Here is a 26,272-nt window from a genome sequence, read left to right as displayed (position 1 = left end):
GCCCATGGCAGGCCACGGAGCGCGGAGCCGGAGCGGCGGGCGGCCCACGCTCGAGGAGGTCGCCGCCCGGGCCGGGGTCGGCCGGGGCACGGTCTCGCGCGTGATCAACGGCTCGCCCCGGGTCAGCGACGCGACCCGCGCGGCGGTCGAGGCGGCCGTCGCCGAACTCGGCTACGTCCCCAACACCGCGGCCCGTGCCCTCGCGGCCAACCGCACCGACGCCATCGCGCTCGTCGTCCCCGAGCCCGAGACCCGCTTCTTCGCGGAGCCGTACTTCTCGGACATGCTGCGCGGTGTCGGCGGCGAGCTCTCCGACACGGAGATGCAGTTGCTGCTGATCTTCGCGGGCAGCGACCGGGAGCGGCAGCGCCTCGCGCAGTATCTGGCGGCCCACCGGGTGGACGGCGTCCTGCTGGTCTCGGTGCACGCCGACGACCCGCTGCCCGACCTGCTCTCCCAACTGGAGATCCCGGCGGTGATCAGCGGCCCGCGCTCGGCCGCGGAGGCGCTCACCTCGGTGGACTCGGACAACTACGGCGGCGGCCGCTCGGCGGTGGAGCACCTGATGGCCCGGGGCAGCCGTAGGATCGCGCACATCACCGGCCGCCTCGATGTCTACGGTGCCCAGCGCCGTGTCGACGGCTACCGCGACGCCCTGCGGGACGCGGGCCGGGAGGTGGACGAACTCCTCATCGAGCCGGGGGACTTCACCGAGGAGGGCGGCCGGCGGGCGATGACGGCGCTGCTGGAGCGGTCCCCCGATCTGGACGCGGTCTTCGCCGGCTCCGATGTCACGGCGGCCGGTGCACGGCAGGTGCTGCGCGAGGCGGGCCGCCGGATCCCCGACGACGTGGCCCTCGTCGGCTACGACGACTCGGCCATCGCCCGCCATATGGATCCGCCGCTGACCAGTGTCCGCCAGCCCATCGTGGAGATGGGCCGCGCGATGATCGACCTGCTGCTCGCGGAGATCGCCGACCGCCGCCCGGCGGCGTCGCGGGGGCTGGAGCGGCGGCACGCGGTACTGCCCACGGAGCTGGTGGTGCGGGCCTCGTCGTGAGCGGGCCGAGGCCGACGCGGACCGCCCCTCCCGTCAGCTGCCCGGCCGTACCGCCTCCCATCCCTTCTCCAGCAGGTCGAACGCCGCGTTGACGGCGGCCTCCGGGTCGGGCGAGGTGCCGGCCAGGGCGCGAGCCTCCAGGGCCAGATGGGCCAGGGCCGCGCAGGCCGGGTCGTCGGCCGGGGCGCCGAGGTCGGCGGCGACGGCCTCGGCGAGGGCGCGTTCGTGCCGCATCCACATGCGCCGGTGGTACTCGATGAGGGCCGGGGTGCTGTTGATCAGCCGCAGGAACACGGCGATCTGCTCCTGGTGCTGCGCCTTGAAGGTCCGCATCTCCAGCGTGTGCGTGCGCAGCGCCTGGAGGGCCGAGGTGTCCGGTGACCTCTCCCGGACCGCCGCGACCAGGGCGGACTCGACGTCCGCGTCCATGTCGAAGAGCAGCGCCTCCTTGCTCGGGAAGTGCTTGAAGAGGGTCGTGGTGGAGACGTCCGCGGCCTCGGCCACGTCCCTGATGCTCACCTCGTCGAAGCCGCGCTCCAGGAACAGCTCCAGTGCCGCGTCCGCCAGTGCCTGGCGGGTCGCGGCCTTCTTGCGTTCGCGGCGGCCCATGGTCTCGGTCATGCCCGTAGGGTAACCCGCTCGGTTACCCCGATTCAAAAGTTGACTCATTGCACTTATTAAATCGGTATGCTTTTCTGCTGGGCATGACCACACACACCAAAGACGTCCGCTGGACGTTGCTCGGCGTCATGCTCGCCATGCTGCTGGGCATGCTCGACAACAACATCGTCGGTACGGCGATGCCGACGATCGTCCGAGATCTGGGGGGACTTGAGCACCTCTCCTGGGTCGTCACCGTCTACACCCTGGCCACCGCCGTGGCCACCCCGATCTGGGGCAAGTTCGGCGATCTCTACGGCCGTAAGGTCGTCTTCCAGGCCTCGATCGTGGTGTTCCTGCTCGGCTCGCTGCTCGCGGGCGCGGCCCACTCGATGGTCCAGCTGATCGAGTTCCGCGCCCTGCAGGGCATAGGGGCGGGCGGGCTGGCCGCCGGGGCGTTCGCGCTGATCGGCACCCTGGTCTCACCTCGGGAGCGCGGCCGGTACCAGGGCATGACGGCCACCGTGATGGCCGTCGGCGTGGTGGGCGGCCCGCTGGTCGGCGGCTTCGTCACCGGCCACCTCGGCTGGCGCTGGGCGTTCTACGTCAACCTGCCCCTCGGTCTGATCGCGCTGGTCTGGATCCAGTTGCTGCTCCACCTGCCCGCGCGGGACCCCAGGAGCAGGCCGCGGATCGACTGGGCGGGCATCGCCGTCCTGACGGTCACCATCGTCGCGGCGGTCCTCGCGGCGACCTGGGCCAGTACGACGTACGCGTGGACCTCCTGGCAGATCCTGGTCCTGTGGGCGGTGGCCGTCTTCGGTGCGGCCGCCTTCGCCGCCGTGGAGCGGCGCACGCCCGAACCCCTGCTCCCGCCCCGCGTCTTCACCGGCCACCGCAACTTCCCCCTCGCCGTCGGCCTGTTGCTCGCGGTCGGCGTGGTGATGTTCGGCTCGGCGCTCTATCTGCCCCTGTTCCAGCAGACGGTCCAGGGCGCCACGGCCACCAGCTCCGGCCTGCTCCTGCTGCCGCTGATGATCCCGGTGGTGATCGCCTCCAACCTCGCCGGAAAGGTCATGTCCCGCACCGGCCGGTACAAGATCTTCCCGGTGCTGGGCACCCTGCTGCTCACGGCGGGCACGCTGCTGCTGGCCACGATGGACACCGGCACCTCCCGTGTCGCGGCGGGCTGTTTCATGGCTCTGGTCGGCCTCGGGATGGGCTTCACGTTGCAGATGGGGTCGACGATCGCGCAGAACAGCGTGGAACTGCGGGACATGGGAGCGGCCTCCGCGGCGACGAACCTCTTCCGCACGCTGGGCGGCTCGCTCGGCGTGGCCGTCTTCGGCTCCCTGTTCACCCGTGCCGTGCCGGCCTCGGCGACGGGGGAGAGGTACCGGACGGCTGTGGCGAACGGCACACAGCACATCTTCCTGACGGCGGCCGCGGTGTGCGCCCTGGCGTTCGTCGCGGCGGTACTGCTGCGCGAGGTGCCGCTGCGGGGAGGCCCGGGTGCGGGACAGAAGGCGCCGGAGCAGAAGACGCCGGAAACGAATCAGCCGGTGACCCGTCTTTCGACGGAGTCACCGGCTGATCACTCAGGGTGAGTGACGGGACTCGAACCCGCGGCATCCTGGACCACAACCAGGTGCTCTACCAGCTGAGCTACACCCACCATGACCGGCGGTCGAACTTGTCGTTTCCCCGACCGGCCGAGAAGAAGTCTACAGGGTCCGAAGGGGTGCTCGCGCACAGGTTTTTCGACACCCGTGCGCGGGACCTTCGAAGCCCTACTGAGCAGGCAGGACGTGCTTGGCGGCGATCGCCCTGGCGGTGTCGGAGTCCGGGCCGGGCTGCGGGACGAAGATGGCCTCGCGGTAGTACCTCAGTTCGGCGATCGACTCGCGGATGTCGGCGAGGGCGCGGTGGTTGCCGTTCTTCTCCGGGCTGTTGAAGTACGCCCGCGGGTACCAGCGCCGGGCCAGCTCCTTGATGCTGGAGACGTCCACGATCCGGTAGTGGAGGTAGCTCTCCAGGGCCCCCATGTCCCGCTCCAGGAAGCCGCGGTCGGTGCCGACGGAGTTGCCGCACAGCGGGGCCTTGCCGGGCTCCTTGACGTGCTCGCGGACGTAGGCGAGGACCTGCGCCTCGGCGTCGGCCAGCGTGGTGCCGCCGGCCAGCTCGTCCAGCAGCCCGGACGCGGTGTGCATCTGACGCACCACCTCCGGCATCGTCTCCAGCGCCGAGTCCGGCGGGCGGATGACGATGTCCACCCCCTCGCCGAGTACGTTCAGCTCGGAATCGGTGACGAGGGCGGCCACCTCGATGAGAGCGTCGTCGGACAGCGAGAGGCCGGTCATCTCGCAGTCGATCCACACCATGCGATCGTTCATGCGACCTACCCTAAAGCTGACGTCCACTTTTGGGTCCCCCCGTGCTGGTGCGTGACGCGCCGAGCGCGAGGAGCCCGGCATGAGAAAGGGGGGCGGATGGTGATCCGCCCCCCTTTCTTCACGCCTCTCTCACGCCTTGCTCAGCCACCGCTGCGCGGCCCCGGCAGCAGGCCCACCGCGCCTGCGGCCTGCCGGCGGCTCTGCATCGGTACCGCGCTGTCCCGCTCCGGGTGGAGCAGGGCGGGCATGGGCCCCATCGGTCCGTGGCCGGGCAGGCCCGTCGGGACGCCCGGCGAGCCGGGGTGGGACACCGGCGGCTCCGTGTCGCCCGGCCGTTCGCCCTGCGGCCGGCGGGCCCGGTAGGCGGCCCGGTAGGCGGCGGGGGACGAGCCGAGCTGGCGCCGGAAGTGCCCGCGCAGCGCGACCGGTGAGCGGAAGCCGCAGCGGCCCGCCACCTCGTCCACGGAGTAGTCCGACGTCTCCAGCAGCCGCTGCGCCTGGAGCACCCGCTGCGTGATCAGCCACTGCAGCGGCGCGCTGCCGGTGAGCGAGCGGAACCGGCGGTCGAACGTACGGCGGCTCATATAGGCGCGTGCCGCCAGCGTCTCCACGTCGAACTGCTCGTGGAGGTGTTCCAGCGCCCAGGCGACGACCTCGGCGAGCGGGTCGGCGCCGATCTCCTCTGGTAAAGACCTGTCGAGATAGCGCTCCTGACCGCCGCTGCGGCGCGGCGGGACCACCAGACGGCGGGCGAGCGCGCCTGCCGCCTCGTTGCCGTGGTCCGTCCGCACGATGTGCAGACACAGGTCGATCCCCGCGGCCGTGCCGGCCGACGTCAGTACGTCGCCGTCGTCGACGAACAGCTCACGCGGATCCACGTGCACCGACGGATAGCGCTTGGCCAGCGTCGGTGCGTACATCCAGTGGGTGGTCGCCGGGCGGCCGTCCAGCAGTCCGGCCGCCGCGAGCACGAACGCGCCCGTGCACAGCCCGACGATGCGGGCACCCTCCTCATGCGCTCGGCGCAGCGCGTCGAGCGCTTCCTCCGGCGGCGGCGCGGTGATCGAGCGCCAGGCCGGTACGACGACCGTCCCGGCGCGTGAGATCGCCTCCAGCCCATGCGGCGCGGTGAGTTCCAGGCCCCCTGTGGTCCGCAGCGGGCCTTCCTCGCCTGCGCACACCAGCAGTCGGTAGCGCGGCACTCCGGCGTCCTGGCGATCGATCCCGAACACCGAAAGCGGTATGGAACTCTCGAAGATGGGGCCGCCGCTGAACAGCAGTACCGCGACGATCTCCTTGCGACGTCGCCCGGACAGTTTCCGGGCTGCGGCGTCCGGCGCGGCAGTGGAGTCGTGGCTCATGGCTGCTAAGCCCCCCTCGGTGGTCGCGGCTCCTCGGTTGTGTCGCTCCTGCACGTTTCCCCTCGGTCCTGCACGAGTCCCCCGCCATAAGACATCAAGATCGAAATCTACTGGCTCCCGCGGTCTGTCGGTGGCCAGTTCCACACGCCGCGCATTGTCGACATGACAACTTGGCGTGAAGCATTCGATCACGAAGGGTTGCACTAGTGGGGCGTGCAGGGAAGTGCGCCTTGTCGCAGTGGCCAAACCGCGTAGGGTGCGCAGGGTCGCTCAGACCCTTTCCGTGCAGGTGGAACGGGGGTTGGGGGGTGGTCGGGACCCTCTTGGAGCGGTATCCAGAAGTTGGCTGAAAAGCAGCGTTCGAGGGTGCAAAAACCGGTCAGTCGACCGGTGTCTTTTGTCGGGTGTGACGTCCGCCTCTTTGCGCCGCGCAACGTTCCGAGTGACGCAGCAGAACGCGGCAGACCGCCGTGACGGCGGCGAGGCCCAGGAAGGTGCCGGCGGCGCCGGCGAGCGAGGTGCCGTACCAGACGAGGACCACGGGTACGAGGACACAGCTGAAGGCCGCCCAGCGGATCACGTCACTCGTGGTGTCCGGGGCGGGGTGCGGATCGGGGGCGGATCGGCGTCCGGACATCTCGTACTCCCTGTGGCGACGGCTCACCCCGTTCAACGCCTGTTCGATCCGTCGGTCACCGGCCGTGCCTTCGGGAAAACCCCCGCGGCTCCGCGAATCCAGTGCAAACCGCCTGTACGGGGCAGCAACCATTGCGTTACGGGCGATGCTCGTGCATGCTCCGGGGAACCCCTACGGACACCGGGGGGTCGCTTACGGAGCGTGTGCGGGAACTGGGCAGAGGAGGCGTGCCGCCGTACCCTTGAGGGTATGGGGATGGGAAGACGTTTCCCGGACACAGCTCCGTTGCACGATGTCACCCCCCACCCACAAAGGATCACAACGCCGAGACAGCCATGGCCGGTCACGAATTCTTCGAACCCGCGGACCGCAAGCGGCCGGTCGCCGATCCCACGGCGGCCGATCCCCTGGCGGCGGAAGAGTCACACCCCTCCTGCGACCCCGCCTTCAAGCACGGCGTCGTCGTCGGCTTCGACGGCTCGACGTCCAGTGAGCGCGCCCTCGCCTACGCGATCGGCATGGCCCACCGCTCCCGCTCGGGCCTGATCATCGTCCATGTGGCCAACCGGCTGCCCACCACCGTGTGGGCCGGCTGCGAGCCGCCCGTCTTCGTCGACGTGCCGGACCACCGCACCGAAGTGCTCGGCCTGGAGCTCGCCTGTGCCGACTATCTGGCCGAGGTGCCCTGGATCCTGGTCGAGCGGGGCGGCGACATCTGCCACGAACTCGAAGAGGTGGGGCGGGAGTACGAGGCCGACGCGATCGTGGTCGGCTCGACGCACGGCATCGTCGGCCGGATCTTCGGCTCCGTGGCCGGACGGCTGGCCAAGCGGGCGCAGCGGCCCGTGATCGTCATCCCGTGATCGTCTTTTCCTGACCCTCTCAACTCCCTTTGTGCAGCGCGAAACTACTCGCGCGTAGAGGTGGTTTGTGCCCTTGTGAAGGGCATATACCGGTCACCCGCGCAACAACTGCACAGCACGAAGGGAGCCCGCCGTGGACAGCGAAGTCTCTGCGGGAAGCGGAAGCACTACGGTAGTGGGCCGACTCGCCCTGGGAATCACCCTGTTGGCGTTCGGCCTCGGTACGACTGGCGTGATTCACGGCGTGGCCGCGTCCGACGCCGTGTCAGTGGCCCACTATGTGGGCGGAGTCGCTCTGTTCCTCGTCGGCCTGCTGGCCTTCCGGGGCGGCGACAGCGCCTCCGGTACAGGTTTTGTGGCTCTTGGCGCCCTGTGGTTCACCTGGGCGGTCGCGGGTCACTCGTCGGCCGACGCGGCCGGGCTCTTCCTGCTTCTGTTCGCCCTCGTGGCGCTCACCCTCACCCTCGCGGGCGGGGACAGCCTCGGTCAGGTCATGCACGGGCTGCTGTTCCTGGCGATGCTGGTGCTGGCCGTCGCGGCCTTCGCGGACAGCTCCTCGTTGACCAAGGTCGGGGGCTGGGTCGCTGCCGCTTCGGGGGCGGTGGCTTGGTATGCGGCGACTGCGGCTGTCGCGCACTGGCCGACGGCTCTTCCCAGGCGTGCCGCCCGCCGGGGGGTGACGGCCACCGGCTGATTCTCAGCGGCACGGAACGGCCCCCCGCGTGCATGGTGGCACACGTGGGGGGCCGTTCCGTTGTCTTGCCTGTGCGGCGCCGTCGTGGTCTCTCGCGCAGTTCCCCGCGCCCCTGGAGGGAACTACTCCACCGTCACCGACTTGGCGAGGTTCCTCGGCTTGTCGATGTCCCGCCCGAGTGCCTTTGCCGTGTGGTACGCCAGGAGCTGGAGGGGGATGCCCATCAGGATCGGGTCCAGTTCGTCCTCGTTCTTCGGGACCACGATCGTCTGGTCGGCCTTCTCCTGGTGCTGGTGGGCCACCGCGAGGATCTTGCCGCTGCGGGCCTTGATCTCCTCCAGGGCCGCGCGGTTCTTCTCCAGGAGGTCGTCGTCGGGGACGATCGCGACCGTGGGGAGGGCCGGCTCGATGAGGGCCAGCGGGCCGTGCTTGAGCTCGGAGGCCGGGTAGGCCTCGGCGTGGATGTACGAGACCTCCTTCAGCTTCAGGGAGGCCTCGCGGGCCACCGGGTAGCCCCGCACGCGGCCGACGAAGAGCATCGAGCGGGCGTCGGCGTACTGCTCGGCCAGCCTCTTGATCTCCTCCTCCTGCTTCAGGATCTCGGTGATCTGCTCCGGCAGCTTCCGCAGGCCCTCGATGATCCGCTTGCCGTCACGGACCGAGAGGTCCCGGGTGCGGCCCAGGTGGAGGGCGAGCAGTGCGAAGGCCACCGTCGTGTTGGTGAAGCACTTCGTGGAGACCACGCAGACCTCGGGGCCCGCGTGGACGTAGATCCCGGCGTCCGCCTCGCGCGCGATCGCCGAGCCGACGACGTTGACGACGCCGAAGACACGGGCGCCCTTGCGCTTCAGCTCCTGCACGGCGGCCAGCACGTCGTACGTCTCACCGGACTGGGAGACCGCGACATAGAGGGTGTCGGGGTCCACGACCGCGTTGCGGTAGCGGAACTCGGAGGCCGGCTCGGCGTCGGCGGGGATACGGGCCAGCTCCTCGATCATCTGGGCGCCGATCATGCCCGCGTGGTACGAGGTGCCGCAGCCGAGGATCTTCACGCGGCGGATCTGCCGGGCCTCGCGGGCGTCCAGGTTGAGCCCGCCGAGGTGCACCGTGGAGAAGCGGTCGTCGATGCGGCCGCGCAGCACGCGGTCCACGGCGTCGGCCTGCTCGTGGATCTCCTTGTGCATGTAGGTGTCGTGGCCGCCCATGTCGTAGGAGGCGGCCTCCCACTCCACGGTGGTCGGCTCGGCCGCGGTGCGGGTGCCCTCGGTGGTGTAGGTGCGGAAGTCGTCGGCCTTGAGGGTGGCCATCTCGCCGTCGTCCAGCGTCACTATCTGCCGGGTGTGGGCGACCAGGGCGGCGATGTCCGAGGCGACGAACATCTCCTTCTCGCCGATGCCGAGGACCACCGGGGAGCCGTTGCGGGCCACCACGATGCGGTCGGAGAAGTCGGCGTGCATCACCGCGATGCCGTAGGTGCCCTCGACCACGCGCAGCGTCTCGCGGACCTTGTCCTCCAGCTTCTCGGCCCCCGAGCGGGCGATCAGGTGGACCAGGACCTCGGTGTCGGTCTCGGAGAGGAACTCGACGCCGTCCGCCTCCAGCTTGCGGCGCAGGTCGGCCGCGTTGTCGATGATGCCGTTGTGCACGACGGCGACCTTTTGGTCGGCCGACATGTGCGGGTGGGCGTTCACGTCGGAGGGGGCGCCGTGGGTGGCCCAGCGGGTGTGGGCGATGCCGGTGGTGCCCTTGAAGCGCGCCGGGACCTTCGCCTCCAGGTCGCGCACCCGGCCCTTGGCCTTGACCATCTTCAGGCCGGCCGTCTTCGGGGAGGTGACGACGATGCCCGCCGAGTCGTAGCCCCGGTACTCCAGGCGCTGCAGGCCCTCTAGGAGCAGGGGAGCCACATCACGCTTCCCGATGTATCCGACAATTCCGCACATATATGGGTATCCCTCAGCCTGTCGTCCCGACTGGTTCTCAGCCGTAGACCATGCGGCGCAGCTGCCTGAGCGTCAGCTCCGGCGGCGCGACCGCCCGGTATTTCAGGTCCGCCTCGATCCGTTCGAAGATCTCCGTGTTCTGCAGCCCCTGGGTCTGCAGTTCGCGGTGGCGGCGACGGACGTAGTCCTGCGTCGTCTCGTCGAAGTAGGCGAGCACGTCCTGCACCACCCGCAGCGCCTCGCCCCGGCTCAGGGGCGTGGAGCGCGTCAGATGATCGACAAGTTCCTCGTGCACCCGGTAGATCCTGAAGTACGAGCGCCGGTTTCGCAAGAATCCTGCCCGATTCCGGGCAGGTGCCTCTCGCGTCGCTTTTGAGCCTGTGTTTGCAAGCTGTCCATCTTGTGTCTTGCGTCTCGTTGTGGTTGTAGACCACTTTCAGACGTCATGGACATTCCACGTATGGGAGTACCCGAGAAGCTCGCCGAGCGCATGAGCATGGCCGAGCAGCACGAGTACCTGCGGGCGAGGTTCTCGAGGCGCACGATGATCCGGGGCGGAGCGGTCACGCTGGGCGCCGTCGCGGGTGGCGCATTCGTACCGGGTGCCACCGCCCAGGCCGCCGTGCCGACCCAGCGCACCGCCTCCGCCGCCGAGACGGTCGACGGCGCGCACGTCGCCCCCTTCGGTCGCCACCTCGCCTACGGCAGCGACCCGCGCACCGAGATGACCGTCTCCTGGCAGGTCCCGGTCGCGGTGAAGAACCCGTTCATCCGCATCGGCGCCCACCCCTGGGACCTCTCCCGCAGGATCCCCGCCGAGGTCCGCAGCCTCTACACCCCGGCCGGTGTCGGCGCGAGCGGCGACCACACGCAGTACTACATCCATGCCAAGCTCACCCACCTGCGCCCCGGCAAGACCTATTACTACGGCGTGGGCCACCAGGGCTTCGACCCGGCCGAGCCGCACCTGCTGGGCACCCTGGGCACCTTCACCACCGCCCCCGCCCACAAGGCGCCGTTCACCTTCACGGCCTTCGGCGACCAGGGCGTGAGCTACCACGGCCTGGCCAACGACAGCCTGATCCTCGGCCAGGACCCGGCCTTCCACCTGCACGCCGGTGACATCGCCTACGCCGACCCGTCCGGCGCCGGCAAGACCGCCGACACCGGCTTCGACTCGCGCACCTGGGACCAGTTCCTGCACCAGACCGAGTCGGTCGCCAAGCAGATCCCGTGGATGGTCTCGTACGGCAACCACGACATGGAGGCCTGGTACTCGCCCAACGGCTACGGCGGCGAGGAGGCCCGCTGGACCCTGCCCGACAACGGTCCGGACGCCAAGAACCTCCCGGGCGTCTACTCCTTCGTCTACGGCAACACGGCGGTCATCTCGCTGGACCCCAACGACGTGTCCTTCGAGATCCCGGCGAACCTGGGCATCTCCGGAGGAACCCAGACGACCTGGTTCGAGGGTCAGCTGAAGAAGTTCAGGGCCTGCGACGACATCGACTTCATCGTCGTGTTCTTCCACCACTGCGCGTACTGCACCTCCACCGCGCACGCCTCGGAGGGGGGCGTGCGCCAGGAGTGGGTGCCGCTGTTCGACAAGTACCAGGTCGACCTGGTCATCAACGGCCACAACCACCAGTACGAGCGCACCGACGTCATCAAGGGCAACGAGGTCACCAAGAAGCTGCCGATCGGCGGCACGGCGTACCCCGAGACCGAGGGCGTGGTCTACGTCACGGCCGGTGCCGCCGGCCGCAGCCTGTACGCCTTCACCGCCCCGGACTCGTACGAGGGCCACGAGCACGAGGTCGACTCCGTGGCCTCCTTCGTCAACCTCAAGGACGGCAAGCAGAACGAGACCGTCACCTGGTCGCGCGTGCGCTACCTGAACTACTCCTTCCTGCGCGTGGACGTCACCCCCGCGCCGAAGGGCCGCTTCACCACCCTGACGGTCCAGGGCATCGCCGAGACCGGTGACCGGATCGACCACTTCACGGTGGCCCGCCGGGCGAAGTAGTCCCACCGCGCGCCCGGAAGGCGGGGCGCGCGGGGCCGGGAGCGGGCGGTCCTCACATGCGCTTGAGGACCGCCTGCTTGGCCAGGGTGAACTCCTCGTCCGTCAGCACCCCCGAGCCGTGCAGCTCGCCCAGCTCACGCAGGCGCCGCAGCAGCGCGTCGTGGTCGTCCCCGGCGGGCTCCGGCTCCTTGGTGAGCCGCGGCGGCCCGCTCCGGGCGCCCGTGTCCGCCGAGGGATGTGGCAGCCGGGCCCGTACGGCGGCGCCCACCAGGGCCATCAGCGGGTCCTTCTTGAACCCCCACAGCTCGACCGCGTTCGGGTCGTACTTCGCCGTCGCCGTCGCCGGGGCGCCGCGCACCAGGAACCGCAGATGCCCGTTCTCCAGTCCGGCCGCCGGCTGCCACTCCACCCCGAGGAGGTCCGCGAGCGGTATGGTCCGGGTGCCGACGTTGGCCTTGGCGTTCTCGGTCTTCCAGTTCCACTCCAGCCGGACCCGCTCCCCGTCGAAGCTCGCCGTGCCGTCGCCGGCCGAGACGGACACCGGCAGGGACGGCCCCGGCAGCAGGTACTCGGAGACCGGATCCGGTGAAACCCCTCCCAGCAGCAGGGCGTTGCGCACCTCGTCCGCGAAGTACTCCGCGACGCCGTACCGGTCGGACTCCACGGTCAGCTGATAGGGGTCGTGCGGCTCGGTGAGCCGGCCGCCGGTGGCCTGCGTCAGCGGATCGGCGCCGTCGCGCAGCCGCAGCCGCAGCCGCCCGGACTTCTTCCCCTGCTCGAAGGAGACACCGGCCAACGCCTCCAGCGGTACGACGAGTTCACCCAGTTCGCGGCGGAGCAGGCTCACGTTCTTGTCCCGTCCCGGGGTCAGCCGCAGTACATCCCCGTCGAATGCCCATGTGCCGTCCTTCTGGATGATTTCCGCCATGCGGGGATTGTTTCACCAGATCTGCGGGAGAGTGGTCTTTACCATTCCTGAAGGGAGCGCACGTGAGACGCAAGCTCAGCACGACTCCCCGACTGACCCGCATCCTCGGGTCACTGCTGCTTCTGGCGGCGGCAGGCGTGTTCACCGTCGGCGCGGCACCCGCACCCCGGGCCGCGACGGCGACCCCGCTGGACGGGGTGGTCCCCGCGCCCGCCTCGGTCACACCCGGCGGATCCCCGTACCGCATCACCCACGCCACCCTCGTCCACGTCGACGACTCGGCCGAGGTCCGCCGGATCGGCGAGTACCTCGCCGGCATCCTGCGGCCGTCCACCGGCTACCCGCTGCCGGTCACCGAACAGGGCGGCGGCGGTATCCGACTCCGGCTCGCGCAGGGCTCGTTCGGCGCCGAGGGCTACCGGCTGACCAGCACCCCCCTCGGTGTCTCGATCACCGCGAGCGCCCCTGCCGGCCTCTTCCACGGCGTCCAGACCCTGCGCCAGCTCCTGCCCGCGTCCATCGAGAAGAAGACCGTGCAGACCGGCCCCTGGCGGATCGCCGGCGGCACCATCGAGGACAGTCCCCGCTACGGCTACCGGGGCGCCATGCTGGACGTCTCCCGGCACTTCTTCACGGTCGCCCAAGTCAAGCGCTACATCGACCAGTTGGCCCTCTACAAGATCAACACCCTGCATCTGCACCTCAGCGACGACCAGGGCTGGCGCATCGCCGTCGACTCCTGGCCGCGCCTGGCCTCCTACGGCGGCTCCACCCAGGTCGGCGGCGGCCGGGGCGGCTCCTACACCAAGGACGACTACCGGGAGATCGTGCGCTACGCGGCCTCCCGCTATCTGGAGGTCGTCCCCGAGATCGACATGCCCGGCCACACCAACGCGGCCCTCGCCTCCTACGCCCAGCTGAACTGCGACGACAAGGCACCCCCGCTGTACACCGGCACCGACGTCGGCTTCAGCTCGCTGTGCGTGCCCAAGGAGGTCACCTACACCTTCGCGGACGACGTGATCCGGGAGCTGGCCGCCCTCACCCCCGGCCGCTATCTGCACATAGGCGGTGACGAGGCGCACTCCACCAGCCACACCGACTACGTGACGTTCATGGACCGCGTCCAGCCGATCGTCGCCAAGTACGGCAAGACCGTCATCGGCTGGCACCAGCTGACCGGCGCCCACCCCGCCCCGGGCGCCCTCGCCCAGTACTGGGGCCTGGACGGCACCAGCGCGGCGGAGAAGGCCCAGGTGGCCAAGGCCGCCCAGCACGGCACCGGGCTGATCCTGTCCCCGGCCGACCGGATCTACCTCGACATGAAGTACACCCGCGACACCAAGCTGGGCCTGGACTGGGCGGGCCTGGTGGAGGTGAAGCGCTCCTACGACTGGGACCCGGGCACCTACCTCCCCGGGGCGCCCGAGGCGGCCGTCAAGGGCGTCGAGGCGCCGCTGTGGTCCGAGACCCTCGCCACGTCCGCCGACCTCGAGTACATGGCCTTCCCGCGCCTGGCCGGAGCGGCCGAGCTGGGCTGGTCCCTGGCGGCCACGCACGACTGGGAGCGCTACAAGGTGCGCCTGGCGGACCAGGGCCCGCGCTGGGACGCCCTCGGCATCACGTACTACAAGTCGCCCCAGGTCCCCTGGCCGGCGAGCTGACCCAAGCCGACGGGCACCCCGGAGGACCGTACTCCGGGGTGCCCGTCCGTCTTCGGGCCGTCAGAGGCCGGCGAGGGGGTTCTTCAGGTTCCCGACCAGCTGGAGCGCGCCGGACGGGTCGGCGAGGTCCACCATCTGGCGGTTGTCGCGCAGCTGGAGCCGGTTGAGGCAGGACAGCGCGAACTCGGGGGCGAACATGTCGTACTGCCGGAACTTGTCGGCCAGCTCGGGCCTCGCCTCCTGGTACTCGCGGGTGACCTCCGCGACCGTGCGCCAGAAGCCGTCCTCCGTCAGGATCCCCTCGGTGGCGAGGTTCGCCGCGAGGAACCGGAAGAAGCAGTCGAAGACGTCCGTGAAGATCGACAGCAGTTTCGTGTCGTCGGGGACCTCGACGCGGATCCGCCGCACCTCGGGCGGCAGCACCGCGTCCGGGTCCATGACGGCGATCTCCTCGGCGATGTCCTTGTAGATCGCCCGCCGCACGGCCCCGTCCTCCAGGACCAGGATCACGTTCTCGCCGTGCGGCATGAACACCAGGTCGTAGGCGTAGAAGCTGTGCAGCAGCGGGGTGAAGTACGCCCGCAGGTACTGCCGCAGCCACTCGGCGGGCGCAAGGCCCGAGCGCTCGATCAGCGCGCCCGCGAAGGAGGCGCCCGTGTGGTCCACGTGCAGCAGGGACGCCATGGTCGCGAGGGACTCGCCCTCCCGCAGCGACGGCACCGGGCTCTCCCGCCACAGCGCGGCCAGCATCTTGCGGTACGGCGAGTAGCGGTCGGTGGCCCGCTCGTACTCCAGGTGCCGGTAGCCGACGGCCGCCCGCTCCCGGATGATCGTGAGACCCGTCGACCTGAGCACCGGGTCGCCCTCGATGAGCTGGGCGAGCCAGTCGTTGATCGCCGGGGTCGCCTCCATGTAGGCGGCCGAGAGCCCGCGCATGAAGCCCATGTTGAGGACGGACAGAGCCGTCTTCACATAGTGCTTGTGCGGGTCGGAGGTGTTGAAGAAGGTCCGGATGGACTGCTGGGCCAGGTACTCGTCGTCGCCCTCGCCGAGGCGGACGAGGTGCTGCCGGGCGATCTCGGCGGCGAAGGTGACGGACAGCTTGTTCCACCACTGCCAGGGGTGGACCGGGATGAACAGATAGTCGGCGGGGTCCAGGCCCTGATCGGTGAGCGTGGCGCGGAAACGGGTCAGCGTCTTCTCGCCCAGCTCCTCCCGCAGGAAGGACTCGTACTCGATCCCGACCCCGGCCGTGAACGCGGCCCGCGAGCGGTGCGCGGCCAGCCACACCAGCCGGACGGGGCTCGCCGTCTCCGGCGCGTACGACAGGTACTCGTGGATGCCGAACCCGAGCCGTCCGTTGTTGGCGACGAAACACGGATGGCCCTCGGTCATCCCCGTCTCGATCGCCTGGAAGCCGCTCCCCGCCAGCTCGGCCACCGGGATCTGCGGCTTGGTGAGCTTGTAGCAGGTGCCGGACAGGGTGGAGGAGATCTCCTCCAGATAGACGGGCAGGACCTCGTCGCTCAGCCCCAGCGCCTGCCGCAGCTCGACGAAGAAGTCCAGTGCGTCCAGCGGGAGTTCGTCGCCGGCGCGGTGTCGTGCGAGGGAGGCGGCGTCGACCTGCCAGTGGTCGAGGCCGCGCAGGGTGGCCGTGAACCGGTAGGAGGTGAGCTCGTCGTCGCTGCGGACGACGTACCCGTCGCCGTCCTTCTCCGGCGTGATCAGCCGCTCGTGGGCGAACTCGGCGAGCGCCTTGCGTATGAGCAGCCGGTTGGCGGTCTCCCAGCGCTCCGGGGACAGATGGGCCACGGAGTCGGCGAGGCTCATGCGGCCACCCCCGTCGCCGCGGCGAACCGCTCGCGCGTGCAGAAGCTCAGCAACGCCTTCTTCTCCGGCTTCCGTATCTCCCGTTCGGGCACGAACCCGACGGCTTCGTTCAGGGCGTGCACGGCCGTGTTGCGCACGTCCGGCTCGACGACGACCCGGGAGGTGGCCGGGTCCTCGAAGAGGTGTGCCATCACGGCGGTGATGACGGCCTTGGTGAACCCGCTGACGGGGGTGTCGGTGGCCGGGGTCAGGAAGTGCATACCGACGTCCCCGGGCTCCGGCTCGTACAGCCCGGCCAGCTCGCGGTGGGCGGGATCGTACTTCTCCATGAGGAAGGCGGGCTCGCCGTCCAGCAGCCCGAGCAGGGCGTGGTGGTGCTCGTCGGCCGCGATCTCCATGTAGGCGCGCTCGACGTCCTCCAGTCTCGCGTCCTGCATCATCCAGAAGGCCGCCTTGGGGTGGGTGACCCAGGAGTGCAGCAGCTCGGCGTCCTTCAGGGGGTCGAGGGGGCGGAAGGTGAAGGTCATGCTCGTGCTGGTCATGCGGCGAACTCCTGGAACGCGATCGTCTTCTCGACCGGGTAGTACTCCGTGCCGAGCAGCTCCCGGATGATGTACGCGTTCCGGTACGCGCCCATGCCCAGGTCGGGGCTGGTGATGCTGTGGGTGTGGACGCCGGCGTTCTGGAGGAAGACGCCACGGCCGGTGATGTCGATGGCGTAGTTGCGGGCCAGGTCGAAGTTGCCCTGGGAGTCGTAGCGCAGGCGGTCGCGGACCGGCCCGAGGAACTCCGGCTCGGTGTACTTGTAGCCGGTGGCCAGGATCAGGCCCTCGCTGGTCAGCTCGTAGTCCTTCTCCTGCTCCTCCTGGCGCAGGCCGAGGGTGTACGTGCCGTTCTCGTACCGGGCGCCGGTGAGCGCGGAGTTGGTGAGCAGGCGGGTCGGGACCGGGCCGCCGAGGTTCTTCTGGTAGAGCAGGTCGAAGATCTCGTTGATCAGGTCGCCGTCGATGCCCTTGAACAGGCCCTTCTGCTGGGCCGTGAGGCGGTAGCGGGTGGCCTCCGGGAGTGCGTGGAAGTAGTCGACGTACTCCGGGCTCGTCATCTCCAGCGTGAGTTTGGTGTACTCCAGCGGGAAGAAGCGCGGGGAGCGGGTGACCCAGTTCAGCCGGTAGCCGTGGACGTCGATCTCGCCGAGCAGGTCGTAGTAGATCTCGGCCGCCGACTGGCCGCTGCCCACCAGGGTGATCGACTTCTTGCGCTGCAGCTCCGCCTTGTGCTGGAGATAGCGGGAGTTGTGGATGAAGTCGCCGTCGAGGTCCCGGCAGGCGTCCGGGATGTGCGGCGGGGTGCCGGTGCCGAGGACGAGGTGCCGGGCGCGGAACGTTTCTCCGGTGTCGGTGCGGACGACATAGCGGTCGTCCTCGTACGTCACCTCGATGACCGTGGTGCCGAAGCGGACGTTGCCGAGCCGGTTCGCCGCCCAGCGGCAGTAGTCGTCGTACTCGACCCGCAGCGGGTAGAAGTTCTCGCGGATGTAGAACGAGTACAGTCTGCCCTTCTCCTTCAGGTAGTTGAGGAAGGAGTACGGCGAGGTCGGGTCGGCCAGGGTGACCAGGTCCGACATGAACGGGGTCTGGAGGTGGGCGCCGTCCAGGAACATACCCGCGTGCCACTCGAATTCGGGCTTGGAGTCCAGGAAGACTCCGTCCAGTTCGGCGATCGGCTCGGTGAGGCAGGCGAGGCCGAGATTGAAGGGGCCGAGCCCGATCCCCACGAAGTCGTAGGTCTTGCTCGGGGCTTCAGGACGCGCGGTCAAGGGACTCTCCCAGGTACTGCTCGGCATGGCCGGCGATCAGATCGAGGACGGCGGCGATGTCGGCCGGCGTCGTCTCGGGGTTGAGCAGGGTGAACTTCAGGTAGTGGCGGCCGCCGACCTTGGTGCCCGCGACCACGGCGTCGCCGGAGGCGAACAGGGCCTTGCGGGCGTACAGGTTGGCGCGGTCGATCTCGGCCGGGTCGGTGACGGCCGCCGGGATGTAGCGGAAGACGAGCGTGGACAGGGACGGCTGCACGACGACGTCGTAGCGCGGGTCGGCGGCGAGCAGCTTCCAGCCCTCCTGGGCCAGCTCGCACACCTGGTCGAAGAGTTCGCCGATGCCGTCGGCGCCCATCACCCGCAGCGTCATCCACAGTTTGAGGGCGTCGAAGCGGCGGGTGGTCTGCAGGGACTTGTCGACCTGGTTGGGGATGCGCTCCTGCACCATGCGGCGCGGGTTCAGGTACTCCGCGTGGTAGGTGGCATGGCGCAGGGTGGCCGCGTCCCGGACCAGCACGGCGGAGGAACTCACCGGCTGGAAGAAGGACTTGTGGTAGTCGACGGTGACCGAGTCGGCGCGCTCGATGCCGTCGATGCGGTCCCGGTGCCTGAGGGAGGCGAGCAGTCCGCAGCCGTAGGCCGCGTCCACGTGCAGCCAGGCGGAGTACTGGGCGCACAGCTCGGCGATCTCGGGCAGCGGGTCGATCGAGCCGAAGTCGGTGGTGCCGGCGGTGGCGACGACGGCCATGGGGACGAGGCCGTCCTTCGCGCAGCGCTGCAGCTCGCGGGCGAGGGCGACGGTCTGCATCCGCTTGTCGTGGTCGACCGGGACGGCGACCACGGAGTCGGGTCCGAGGCCGAGCAGTTTCGCCGACTTCTTCACGCTGAAGTGGCTGACCTCGGAGGCGAAGATCCGCAGTTTCGCGAGGCTGTCGGTCTTGGATTCCTCCCGGGCCAGCAGCAGTGCCTGGAGGTTGGACTGGGTGCCACCGGAGGTGAACACGCCGTCGGCGGCGGGGCCGAGGCCGATCCGTTCGGTGGTCCAGTCGATGAGCTTGCGCTCGATCAGGGTGCCGCCGGCCGACTGGTCCCAGGTGTCCAGGGAGGAGTTGACCGCCGAGAGCACGGCCTCGCCGAGCACCGCCGGGATGACCACCGGGCAGTTGAGGTGGGCCAGGTAGCGCGGGTGGTGGAAGTAGACCGCGTCCCGGAGGTAGAGGTCCTCCAGCTCGTCCAGGACCGCGGCGGTGTCGCCCAGCGGCCGGTCGAGGTCGATCGCGTCGATGCGGGGGGCGAGGGCGTCTACGGTGACGCCGGTGAACGGACGGTCGGTGGTGGCGAGTTTGGCCGCCACCCGCTCGACTCCTTCGGTCACGGAGCGGCGGTAGTGCTCCGCTGTGAGGCCATTGAGCAGGTGCGAGCGCATGTGGGGGTCCTCCGAGGGGACTGTCCGTGCGGGAACGGGGAGCAGATGAAGTTCCGCGGCTTCAACTTAGGTTAGCCTAACCTAAGTTTTCCGTCTCGGGGTACGCCTGTCCGGTGACCGCCGTCACTGCGAGGGGAGTTACTCGCCGGCCGCGCGGAGCTGCTCCTCCGTCATGCCCGTCCGCCAGTACCCGACGAAGGTGACGCGCCGCCGGTCGATCCCGCGCTCCCCGACGAAGTGCCGGCGCAGCTCCTTGACCCGGCCGGACTCACCGGCGATCCAGACGTACGGCCGCTCGGCGGCGGGCAGTCGAGCGGCTCGCACGGCGTCGACGGCCGTGGGGGACCCGTCGTGCCGTACCAGCCACGTGATCTCCGCGTCCGCCTCGGTGGCCACGTCCTGGATGTCACCGGCTCGCGGCACCTCCAGCCAGGCGCGGGCGCGCGTGCCGGCCGGCAGGGACTCCAGGATGGCGGTGGCGGCCGGCACGGCGGTCTCGTCGCCCCACAGGACGACCAGGCCGGTGTCCTCGGGCGGCCGGAAGCGGATGGCACGGTTGTCGGCGACGGCCGGGCCGAGCAGCAGGACGCGGTCACCGGCGGCGGCCCGGGAGGCCCAGGCGGAGGCGGGCCCGGCGGGGGTGTGCAGGGCGAAGTCGATGTCGATCTCGTCGGGGTCGCGCCGCAGGGCCCGGAGCGTGTACGACCGCATCACCGCCCGTATGGCGTCCGGCAGTTCACGCCACCCCTGCCACCAGCCGTCCCCCAGCTCCAGCGGCACGACGGGCTCTTGCTGCCCCGGATGCGGCAGGAAGAGCGACAGGGACTGGTCCCGCCCGTCGGAGTGGAAGGCGTGCAGATCGGCCCCCGCGAAGGTGACCCGGACCAGAGACGGCCCCAGCCGCCTCGTCCGCACGACCTGGAGGGAGAAGAAACGGAACGGGGCGGCTACGGCCGTCGTCATGATGACTCCTGAAGCAACGTCAGGTATTGGGGTGGGGGGAGTGCGGCAGGCCTGCCTAACCGACCTTCTTCGCCTTCTCCAAGGCCTCGGCCAGACTCGTCAGCAAGGGCACGCACTTGTCGTACGACAGGATCGGCTCGGGCGACCGGGCGACAATCTGCCCCGCCTTCACGGCAGGGAGCTTCTTCCACGTCGGCTTGGTGATGTCGGCCGGCTGGATCGCCGAGGACCGGTCGTCCAGCATGATGATGTCGGCCTTGTACTTGTCGATGTTCTCCCAGCTCAGCGACTCGTACCAGCCGCCACCCTGCTTCTTGGCGCTCTCCGGCGGCTCGACGAAGTTCACGCCGAGGGCCTTGAAGTACTCCAGGTCGACGGAGAGGTTGGTGCCGGAGACGTAGAAGAGCTGGTCGCTCGCCGAACCGGCCATCACCTTGAGGTCGGGCTTGGCCTTCGCGGCGGCGCGCAGCCGGGCGGCCGCGGCCTCGAACCGCTTCTTCGCGTCCGTCACCTTCGCGGCCTTCATGTCCGCGCCGAGCGACTCGGCGAGCTCCCACATGCGCTGCAGCGACCGGGTGAGCTGACGGTCGTAGACGGAGATGCCGACGCTGGGGGCCAGCTGGGCGATCTTCTTCTTCGACTCCTCGGGGACGTACCAGAGGGTGCCGGCGTTGTCGAACATCGTCGTGACGAGCACGTCGGGCGCGAGGCCCGCGTACTTCTCGATATTGAACTGGCCCCAGGCGTTGCCGAGGACCGTCAGCTTGCTGACGTCCATGTCGCCGGCCTGGACATCGGCCTTGCCGTCCTTGGCCGTCGTCGGGCCGAAGACGCCCTTGACCTGGACGCCGTAGTCGTAGAGCGCGGCGCCGACACCGGTGAAGGCGACGATGTTCGCGGGGACCTTGTCCAGCTCGACGGTCGTACCGCGGTCGTCCTTGAAGCTCCAGGGGCCGGACTTGCCCGCCTTCGTGTCCTTGCCGGAGCCGCCGTCTTTGCCCTTGTCGTCCCCGCAGGCGGCGAGCGTGGCGCCGAGTGCGAGCGCGCCGCCCGCGGCGAGCAGGCCGCGGCGGTTCGGGTGAGGGACAAGGGCGTTGGGCATGGCTCGGCTGCTTTCGGAACAGGGCGGGGCGACCCACCGGACTGGTTCGAAGGTCAGGTTAGCCTAACCTCACTCGTTGTCCAGGGGGTGGCCTTCGCCTCCGTTCCGTGGCCTCAGGCGCGCCCGTTGCGCCAGGCGCCGAGCCCGGCGTCCGTGAACACAGGGGTGATTCCCACGCCCCAGTCGTCGTCCTCGTGCCGGACGCCGGGGTCGGCCAGGGTGCTGACGAGTGCGTCGGCGGCTATGACCCGGTAGCCCTCCTCCGCGCCGGAGACGTACCGCACTTCGACCCAGCCCCGCTCGACGTACGGGACGAGCGGCGCGATCTGCGGCTCGACCCAGGCGACGCGTTCGGCGTGGCTCCACTCCTGCTTCGGGCCGTCAAGGATGCCGAAGGAGCCGGTCAGCCAGCCGCTCGCCTCGGCTGTGCAGACGAACAGCTCCTCCTCGGCCGGGGTGCGCGCCGCGTGGTCCGGGAACCCGCCCGATTCCGGGGCCGGATGAGCGTCGGCCTGCCAGCGAGCGCGGACGGCTTCGGGCGCCGACAGCCACAGGGTGCGCACGGACCCGGTCGTCCGGATCCAGCGGTCCGGGTCGGTCAGCACCCGTAGCAGTTCCGGGCCGCTCACGACCGGGTCGACGGGCCGGGGGTACCACGCGCTCTCCGCGGCGCGGACTTCGATCAGGCCCCGCCCGGCCAGCTCCAGAGCCACCTGGGCCAGCCGGGGGACCAGCTCCCGCTCCTCCTGCTCGGTATAGCCGCGCGCGCGGGCGGGGCCCCGGCGTCCTCGGCCCAGCGCAGCGCCGCACCGTAGTACTGGACCATGCCCGCCAGGATGTGCTCGGTCATGGCCCGGCGCAGCAGTGCCTGCTCGGCCACGGTCATCTCGCACCAGGTGCTCATGGCCGGAATGGTGTCATGGGGCCGTCAGCCCACCAGCCCCAGTTCCCGCGCGATCAGCATCCGCTGGACCTCGCTGGTGCCCTCGCCGATCTCCAGGATCTTGGAGTCGCGCCACATGCGGGCCACCGGGTACTCGTTCATGAAGCCGTAGCCGCCGTGGATCTGGGTGGCGTCACGGGCGTTGTCCACGGCGACCGTGGAGGAGTACAGCTTGGCCAGGGCCGCCTCCTTCTTGAAGGGCTCGCCCGAGACCAGGCGGCTGGCCGCGTCGCGCCAGGCGAGACGGGCCGTGTGGGCCTTCATCTCCATGTCCGCGATCTTGAACTGGATGGCCTGGTTGGCGCCGATCGGGCGGCCGAAGGCGTGGCGCTCCTTCGCGTACTTCACCGACTCGTCGACACAGCCCTGCGCGAGGCCGGTCGCGAGCGCCGCGATGGCGATGCGGCCCTCGTCGAGGATGCGCAGGAACTGGGCGTAGCCCCGGCCCTCTTCGCCGAGCAGGTTCGCGGCCGGCACACGGACGTCCTGGAAGGACAGCTCGCGAGTGTCGGAGGCGTTCCAGCCGACCTTCGAGTACGGGGCGGCGACCGTGAAGCCGGGGGTTCCGGAAGGAACGATGATCGCCGAGATCCGCGGCTTGCCGTCCGGCTTGCGGCCGGTGACCGCCGTGACCGTGACCAGGCCCGTGATGTCCGTGCCCGAGTTGGTGATGAAGCACTTCGTACCGTTGATCACCCACTCGTCGGTGTCCGGGTCCAGGCGGGCCGTCGTACGGGTCGCGCCCGCGTCGCTGCCGCCGTCCGGCTCCGTCAGGCCGAACGCGCCGAGGATCTCACCCGAGCACAGCCGGGGCAGCCACTCGCGCTTCTGCTCCTCGGTGCCGAACAGGTGCAGGGGCATGGCGCCCAGGGAGACACCCGCCTCCAGGGTGATGGCCACCGAGGAGTCCACCCGGGCCAGTTCCTCCAGCGCGATGCCGAGGGCCAGGTAGTCGCCGCCCATGCCGCCGTACTCCTCCGGGAACGGCAGCCCGAACAGGCCCATGCGGCCCATCTCGCGGACGATCTCGTACGGGAACTCGTGCCGCTCGTAGAAGTCGCCGATCTTCGGCGCCACGACATCGTGCGCGAACTCCTCCACCGTACGGCGGAGTTCCTCCAGCTCGGGGCTGAGGCGGTGGTCCATGCTGATCACTGGTCCTTGTGGGAGAGAGCGCGGACGGTACGGGACGGGCTCGGGCGGCCCAGCTGTTCGGCCATCCACACGCTGGTGGCGGTCAGACGGCCCAGGTCGACCCCGGTCTCGATGCCGAGGCCCTGCAGCATCCACACGAGGTCTTCGGTGGCGAGGTTGCCGGTGGCGGACTTGGCGTACGGGCAGCCGCCGAGGCCTCCGGCGGACGCGTCGACGGTGGTCACGCCGTGTTCCAGGGCCGCGTAGGTGTTCGCGAGCGCCTGGCCGTAGGTGTCGTGGAAGTGCACGCCGATCGTGTTCGTCGGCACGCCCTCCTCGTTCAGCAGGGAGAGCAGCTCCAGGACGTGGCCCGGGGTGGCCACCCCGATGGTGTCGCCGAGACTCAGCTCGTCGCAGCCCATGTCGCGCAGGGCCGTGCAGACGCGGGCCACCTGGTGGAGCGGCACCGCTCCCTCCCAGGGGTCGCCGAAGCACATCGAGACATAGCCGCGCACGTGCGCGCCCGCGTCCTTCGCCTGCCGCACCACCGGGTCGAACACGGCCAGCGACTCGTCGACCGTGCGGTTGAGGTTGGCCTTCGCGAAGGACTCCGTGGCGCTGGCGAAGACCGCGATGCGGCGGGCGCCGAGCGCCAGCGCCCGCTCCAGACCGCGCTGGTTGGGCACCAGCACGGGGAGTTCGACGCCGAGGTCGCCGACCAGCGGGAACAGCTGCTCGGCGTCGGCGAGCTGGGGCACCCACTTGGGGTGCACGAAGCTCGTCGCCTCGATCGTGGTCAGACCCGCGTCGGCCAGGCGGCGGATGAACTCGGCCTTCACCTCCGTGGGCACGGCCGTCTTCTCGTTCTGCAGGCCGTCGCGCGCCCCGACCTCGTGGATCCGCACTCGCGCGGGCAGGTCCTGGGCCGGTACGACCATGGGCAGTTGCTCGGCGCTCACTCCGCCTCCTCCGTGGGTGCGATCACGGCCAGTACCTGGTCCATGGCGACCGTCGTGCCCGGCGCCACGTCCAGCTCGGCGACCGTGCCGGCGTGCGGGGCGGAGATGACGTGCTCCATCTTCATCGCCTCGACCACCAGCAGGCTCTGGCCCGCCGTGACTTCGTCGCCGACGGCCACCTTGACGACGGTCACCGTGCCGGGCATGGGCGCGGTGAGCGAGTCGGCGCCCGCGTGCGCGGAGCGGGTGAGGGACGCGGCCACCGGGTCGTGGTCGCGCACCTGCCAGGCGTCGCCGTCCCGGCCGATCCAGTCACCGGCTCTGCGGAAGGTGTGCCGGACGCCGTCGAGGGTGACGGACACCCGGTCGTCGGTGACGGTGTGCGCGCCGCGCGGGTGGTACGTCACGGGATCGGTGACCCGCAGCGGGAACGCGGGCGGCTTCGGGGTGCCGCCGAGGCGCCAGCCGCTCGGCACCGAGAAGGGGTCGGTCCAGCCCTCGCCCCGAGGCCGCAGTGCCTCGAGCCGTACGGCCGCCGCCGCTTCGTACACCTCCTGCGGCACGTCGGTGGAGACCAGCTCGTCCACCACCCGCTCCACCAGCCCGGTGTCCAGCTCACCCGCCACCACCGCCGGATGCGCCAGCAGCCGCCGCAGGAAGCCCGCGTTGGTCTGCACGCCCAGCGTGACCGTCTCGGCGAGGGCCGACCGGAGCCTGCGCAGCGCCGTCTCGCGGTCGGGGCCGTACGCGATCACCTTGGACAGCATCGGGTCGTACAGGCTGCCCACCTCGGTGCCCTCGCTGAGCCCGGAGTCGGTGCGGACGCCGTCGCCCTGCGGCTCGTTCAGCAGCAGCACCGTGCCGCCGGAGGGCAGGAAGCCGCGCGCGGGGTCCTCGGCGCAGATCCGGGCCTCGACCGCGTGTCCGGTCAGCCGCACGTCCTCCTGCGCGAAGCCCAGCCGCTCCCCGGCCGCCACCCGCAGCTGCCACTCCACCAGGTCGAGCCCGGTGACGAGTTCCGTGACCGGGTGCTCCACCTGGAGACGGGTGTTCATCTCCATGAAGTAGTACGACGACGGGTCGCCGCCCGGCACGATGAACTCCACCGTGCCCGCGCCCCGGTAGCCGCACGAACGCGCCGCCTGGACGGCGGCCTCGCCCATCGCCGCCCGGGTCTTCTCGTCGAGGAGCACGCTCGGCGCCTCCTCGATGATCTTCTGGTGCCGGCGCTGCAGCGAGCATTCGCGCTCGCCGAGGTGCACCACGCCCCCGTGGCCGTCCGCCAGCACCTGGATCTCGATGTGCCGGGGCCGGTCCACCCAGCGCTCCACGAGCAGGGTGTCGTCCCCGAAGGAGGCGCGGGCCTCGCGGCGGGCGGCCGCGATCTCCTCCTCCAGCAGGCTCACGTCCCGCACCAGACGCATGCCCTTGCCGCCGCCGCCCGCCGACGGCTTGAGCAGCACGGGCGTCCCGATCTCCCGGGCGGCGTCGGCCAGCTGGGCGTCGGAGAGCCCGCTGCCGCTGGAACCCGGCACGACCGGCACCCCGGCCGCCTTCACCGTCTCCTTGGCGCGGATCTTGTCGCCCATCAGCGCGATCGCGTCCGCCGGCGGGCCGATGAACACCAGCCCCGCCTCCTCGCACGCGCGCGCGAAGCCCGCGTTCTCGGCGAGGAAGCCGTACCCGGGATGGACGGCCTGGGCGCCGGTGCGGGCGGCGGCATCGAGGAGCCGCTCCACCGACAGATAGCTCTCGGCGGCCGACGCCGGACCGATCCGTACCGCTGTGTCGGCCTCCCGCACATGCCGCGCGTCCGCGTCGGCGTCGGAGAAGACCGCCACCGAGCGCACGCCCAGCGAACGGAGCGTACGGATGACGCGTACGGCGATCTCGCCCCGGTTGGCCACCAGCACTGTGTCGAACACGGTTCCCC

General features: G+C 70.2%; 24 protein-coding genes and 1 tRNA gene. 6 read left to right on the top strand and 19 right to left on the bottom strand.

Going from position 1 to position 26,272, the window contains the following annotated elements; genetic code table 11:
- The first annotated feature begins 4 nt into the window (after positions 1 to 4).
- On the top strand, positions 5 to 1,060 hold the full coding sequence (locus tag AVL59_RS41665; RefSeq protein WP_067318396.1) for a LacI family DNA-binding transcriptional regulator: 1,056 nt from the start codon (positions 5 to 7) through the stop codon (positions 1,058 to 1,060).
- 33 nt (positions 1,061 to 1,093) lie between these two features.
- On the opposite strand, the gene AVL59_RS41660 is transcribed toward AVL59_RS41665, so the two are convergent.
- Entirely contained in the window at positions 1,094 to 1,681 is a 588-nt protein-coding gene (locus AVL59_RS41660) for a TetR/AcrR family transcriptional regulator (protein WP_067314833.1), read from the bottom strand.
- 83 nt (positions 1,682 to 1,764) lie between these two features.
- Between AVL59_RS41660 and AVL59_RS41655 the strand changes: the two genes are divergently transcribed.
- A complete protein-coding gene (locus AVL59_RS41655) occupies positions 1,765 to 3,267 on the top strand; it encodes an MDR family MFS transporter (RefSeq protein WP_079147248.1) in 1,503 nt (500 codons plus the stop codon).
- Here AVL59_RS41655 and AVL59_RS41650 read toward each other — a convergent pair.
- The 4 genes from AVL59_RS41650 to AVL59_RS41635 form a co-directional block, all read right to left on the bottom strand.
- A tRNA-His gene (locus tag AVL59_RS41650) sits at positions 3,263 to 3,335 on the bottom strand. The genes AVL59_RS41655 and AVL59_RS41650 overlap by 5 nt on opposite strands.
- 115 nt (positions 3,336 to 3,450) lie before the next feature.
- The gene (gene orn, locus AVL59_RS41645) at positions 3,451 to 4,053 is read right to left on the bottom strand and encodes an oligoribonuclease (RefSeq protein WP_067314831.1); all 603 of its coding nucleotides are present in this window, start codon (positions 4,051 to 4,053) and stop codon (positions 3,451 to 3,453) included.
- A gap of 140 nt (positions 4,054 to 4,193) precedes the next feature.
- Entirely contained in the window at positions 4,194 to 5,414 is a 1,221-nt protein-coding gene (locus AVL59_RS41640; RefSeq protein WP_067314830.1) for a helix-turn-helix domain-containing protein, read from the bottom strand.
- Between the two features lie 379 nt (positions 5,415 to 5,793).
- The gene (locus tag AVL59_RS41635; RefSeq protein WP_067314828.1) at positions 5,794 to 6,051 is read right to left on the bottom strand and encodes a hypothetical protein; all 258 of its coding nucleotides are present in this window, start codon (positions 6,049 to 6,051) and stop codon (positions 5,794 to 5,796) included.
- Between the two features lie 335 nt (positions 6,052 to 6,386).
- Between AVL59_RS41635 and AVL59_RS41630 the strand changes: the two genes are divergently transcribed.
- On the top strand, positions 6,387 to 6,914 hold the full coding sequence (locus tag AVL59_RS41630; RefSeq protein ID WP_067314826.1) for a universal stress protein: 528 nt from the start codon (positions 6,387 to 6,389) through the stop codon (positions 6,912 to 6,914).
- A 133-nt stretch (positions 6,915 to 7,047) separates the two neighbouring features.
- Positions 7,048 to 7,608, top strand: coding sequence for a GPR1/FUN34/YaaH family transporter (locus AVL59_RS41625; protein ID WP_067314824.1), 561 nt, complete (start codon positions 7,048 to 7,050; stop codon positions 7,606 to 7,608).
- Between the two features lie 122 nt (positions 7,609 to 7,730).
- Here AVL59_RS41625 and glmS read toward each other — a convergent pair whose 3' ends face one another.
- Both glmS and AVL59_RS41615 read right to left on the bottom strand, forming a co-directional pair.
- Entirely contained in the window at positions 7,731 to 9,548 is a 1,818-nt protein-coding gene (gene glmS / locus AVL59_RS41620; RefSeq protein ID WP_067314822.1) for a glutamine--fructose-6-phosphate transaminase (isomerizing), read from the bottom strand.
- A 37-nt stretch (positions 9,549 to 9,585) separates the two neighbouring features.
- Positions 9,586 to 9,843: a hypothetical protein gene (locus tag AVL59_RS41615; protein ID WP_067314820.1), complete on the bottom strand. Its 258-nt coding sequence runs from the start codon at positions 9,841 to 9,843 to the stop codon at positions 9,586 to 9,588.
- Between the two features lie 165 nt (positions 9,844 to 10,008).
- Between AVL59_RS41615 and AVL59_RS41610 the strand changes: the two genes are divergently transcribed.
- On the top strand, positions 10,009 to 11,574 hold the full coding sequence (locus AVL59_RS41610; RefSeq protein WP_067314818.1) for a purple acid phosphatase family protein: 1,566 nt from the start codon (positions 10,009 to 10,011) through the stop codon (positions 11,572 to 11,574).
- Between the two features lie 52 nt (positions 11,575 to 11,626).
- On the opposite strand, the gene AVL59_RS41605 is transcribed toward AVL59_RS41610, so the two are convergent.
- Positions 11,627 to 12,502, bottom strand: coding sequence for a DUF4429 domain-containing protein (locus tag AVL59_RS41605; RefSeq protein ID WP_067314816.1), 876 nt, complete (start codon positions 12,500 to 12,502; stop codon positions 11,627 to 11,629).
- Between the two features lie 62 nt (positions 12,503 to 12,564).
- Between AVL59_RS41605 and AVL59_RS41600 the strand changes: the two genes are divergently transcribed.
- Positions 12,565 to 14,166, top strand: a complete 1,602-nt coding sequence (locus AVL59_RS41600) for a beta-N-acetylhexosaminidase (protein ID WP_067314815.1) — start codon at positions 12,565 to 12,567, stop codon at positions 14,164 to 14,166.
- A 60-nt stretch (positions 14,167 to 14,226) separates the two neighbouring features.
- Here the strand turns inward: AVL59_RS41600 and AVL59_RS41595 are convergent, their stop codons facing one another.
- From AVL59_RS41595 to AVL59_RS41545, 11 genes are all read right to left on the bottom strand, one after another.
- Positions 14,227 to 15,996, bottom strand: a complete 1,770-nt coding sequence (locus AVL59_RS41595) for an IucA/IucC family protein (RefSeq protein ID WP_067314813.1) — start codon at positions 15,994 to 15,996, stop codon at positions 14,227 to 14,229.
- The gene (locus AVL59_RS41590; protein WP_067314811.1) at positions 15,993 to 16,538 is read right to left on the bottom strand and encodes a GNAT family N-acetyltransferase; all 546 of its coding nucleotides are present in this window, start codon (positions 16,536 to 16,538) and stop codon (positions 15,993 to 15,995) included. The genes AVL59_RS41595 and AVL59_RS41590 overlap by 4 nt, the downstream gene beginning before the upstream one ends.
- Complete coding sequence (locus tag AVL59_RS41585) at positions 16,535 to 17,812, bottom strand: lysine N(6)-hydroxylase/L-ornithine N(5)-oxygenase family protein (protein ID WP_067314810.1); 1,278 nt, start codon at positions 17,810 to 17,812, stop codon at positions 16,535 to 16,537. The genes AVL59_RS41590 and AVL59_RS41585 overlap by 4 nt, the downstream gene beginning before the upstream one ends.
- Positions 17,796 to 19,238 (bottom strand): lysine decarboxylase DesA, encoded by a 1,443-nt coding sequence (gene desA, locus AVL59_RS41580; RefSeq protein ID WP_067314808.1) that lies wholly within the window; start codon positions 19,236 to 19,238, stop codon positions 17,796 to 17,798. The genes AVL59_RS41585 and desA overlap by 17 nt, the downstream gene beginning before the upstream one ends.
- A gap of 138 nt (positions 19,239 to 19,376) precedes the next feature.
- A complete protein-coding gene (locus tag AVL59_RS41575; RefSeq protein ID WP_067314807.1) occupies positions 19,377 to 20,201 on the bottom strand; it encodes a siderophore-interacting protein in 825 nt (274 codons plus the stop codon).
- 55 nt (positions 20,202 to 20,256) lie between these two features.
- Positions 20,257 to 21,303, bottom strand: coding sequence for an ABC transporter substrate-binding protein (locus tag AVL59_RS41570; RefSeq protein WP_067314805.1), 1,047 nt, complete (start codon positions 21,301 to 21,303; stop codon positions 20,257 to 20,259).
- A gap of 113 nt (positions 21,304 to 21,416) precedes the next feature.
- Positions 21,417 to 22,016 (bottom strand): hypothetical protein, encoded by a 600-nt coding sequence (locus AVL59_RS41565; protein WP_067314804.1) that lies wholly within the window; start codon positions 22,014 to 22,016, stop codon positions 21,417 to 21,419.
- Positions 21,986 to 22,207: a hypothetical protein gene (locus tag AVL59_RS41560; protein ID WP_067314802.1), complete on the bottom strand. Its 222-nt coding sequence runs from the start codon at positions 22,205 to 22,207 to the stop codon at positions 21,986 to 21,988. Before AVL59_RS41560 ends, AVL59_RS41565 begins: the two co-directional genes overlap by 31 nt.
- 24 nt (positions 22,208 to 22,231) lie before the next feature.
- Positions 22,232 to 23,392, bottom strand: a complete 1,161-nt coding sequence (locus AVL59_RS41555; protein ID WP_067318395.1) for an acyl-CoA dehydrogenase family protein — start codon at positions 23,390 to 23,392, stop codon at positions 22,232 to 22,234.
- A 5-nt stretch (positions 23,393 to 23,397) separates the two neighbouring features.
- Entirely contained in the window at positions 23,398 to 24,318 is a 921-nt protein-coding gene (locus AVL59_RS41550) for a hydroxymethylglutaryl-CoA lyase (RefSeq protein WP_208870652.1), read from the bottom strand.
- 17 nt (positions 24,319 to 24,335) lie between these two features.
- Positions 24,336 to 26,264 carry an acetyl-CoA carboxylase biotin carboxylase subunit gene (locus tag AVL59_RS41545; protein WP_067314799.1) on the bottom strand — a complete coding sequence of 643 codons (1,929 nt, stop codon included), beginning with the start codon at positions 26,262 to 26,264 and terminating at the stop codon, positions 24,336 to 24,338.
- Positions 26,265 to 26,272 lie beyond the last annotated feature (8 nt).

This window comes from Streptomyces griseochromogenes, assembly GCF_001542625.1.
GTDB lineage: Bacteria > Actinomycetota > Actinomycetes > Streptomycetales > Streptomycetaceae > Streptomyces > Streptomyces griseochromogenes.
The sequence above is the reverse complement of the archived record's forward strand: the minus strand, read 5'-3'. Positions and strand labels throughout refer to the sequence as shown.

What these genes read in the sequence shown, in the direction of transcription:
- AVL59_RS41665 (WP_067318396.1), top strand. Translation starts at nt 5, where the DNA reads ATGGCAGGCCACGGAGCGCGGAGCCGGAGCGGCGGGCGGCCCACGCTC.
- AVL59_RS41660 (WP_067314833.1), bottom strand. Translation starts at nt 1,681, where the DNA reads ATGACCGAGACCATGGGCCGCCGCGAACGCAAGAAGGCCGCGACCCGC.
- AVL59_RS41655 (WP_079147248.1), top strand. Translation starts at nt 1,765, where the DNA reads ATGACCACACACACCAAAGACGTCCGCTGGACGTTGCTCGGCGTCATG.
- orn (WP_067314831.1), bottom strand. Translation starts at nt 4,053, where the DNA reads ATGAACGATCGCATGGTGTGGATCGACTGCGAGATGACCGGCCTCTCG.
- AVL59_RS41640 (WP_067314830.1), bottom strand. Translation starts at nt 5,414, where the DNA reads ATGAGCCACGACTCCACTGCCGCGCCGGACGCCGCAGCCCGGAAACTG.
- AVL59_RS41635 (WP_067314828.1), bottom strand. Translation starts at nt 6,051, where the DNA reads ATGTCCGGACGCCGATCCGCCCCCGATCCGCACCCCGCCCCGGACACC.
- AVL59_RS41630 (WP_067314826.1), top strand. Translation starts at nt 6,387, where the DNA reads ATGGCCGGTCACGAATTCTTCGAACCCGCGGACCGCAAGCGGCCGGTC.
- glmS (WP_067314822.1), bottom strand. Translation starts at nt 9,548, where the DNA reads ATGTGCGGAATTGTCGGATACATCGGGAAGCGTGATGTGGCTCCCCTG.
- AVL59_RS41610 (WP_067314818.1), top strand. Translation starts at nt 10,009, where the DNA reads ATGGGAGTACCCGAGAAGCTCGCCGAGCGCATGAGCATGGCCGAGCAG.
- AVL59_RS41605 (WP_067314816.1), bottom strand. Translation starts at nt 12,502, where the DNA reads ATGGCGGAAATCATCCAGAAGGACGGCACATGGGCATTCGACGGGGAT.
- AVL59_RS41595 (WP_067314813.1), bottom strand. Translation starts at nt 15,996, where the DNA reads ATGAGCCTCGCCGACTCCGTGGCCCATCTGTCCCCGGAGCGCTGGGAG.
- AVL59_RS41590 (WP_067314811.1), bottom strand. Translation starts at nt 16,538, where the DNA reads ATGACCAGCACGAGCATGACCTTCACCTTCCGCCCCCTCGACCCCCTG.
- desA (WP_067314808.1), bottom strand. Translation starts at nt 19,238, where the DNA reads ATGCGCTCGCACCTGCTCAATGGCCTCACAGCGGAGCACTACCGCCGC.
- AVL59_RS41575 (WP_067314807.1), bottom strand. Translation starts at nt 20,201, where the DNA reads ATGACGACGGCCGTAGCCGCCCCGTTCCGTTTCTTCTCCCTCCAGGTC.
- AVL59_RS41570 (WP_067314805.1), bottom strand. Translation starts at nt 21,303, where the DNA reads ATGCCCAACGCCCTTGTCCCTCACCCGAACCGCCGCGGCCTGCTCGCC.
- AVL59_RS41560 (WP_067314802.1), bottom strand. Translation starts at nt 22,207, where the DNA reads ATGAGCACCTGGTGCGAGATGACCGTGGCCGAGCAGGCACTGCTGCGC.
- AVL59_RS41555 (WP_067318395.1), bottom strand. Translation starts at nt 23,392, where the DNA reads ATGGACCACCGCCTCAGCCCCGAGCTGGAGGAACTCCGCCGTACGGTG.
- AVL59_RS41550 (WP_208870652.1), bottom strand. Translation starts at nt 24,318, where the DNA reads ATGGTCGTACCGGCCCAGGACCTGCCCGCGCGAGTGCGGATCCACGAG.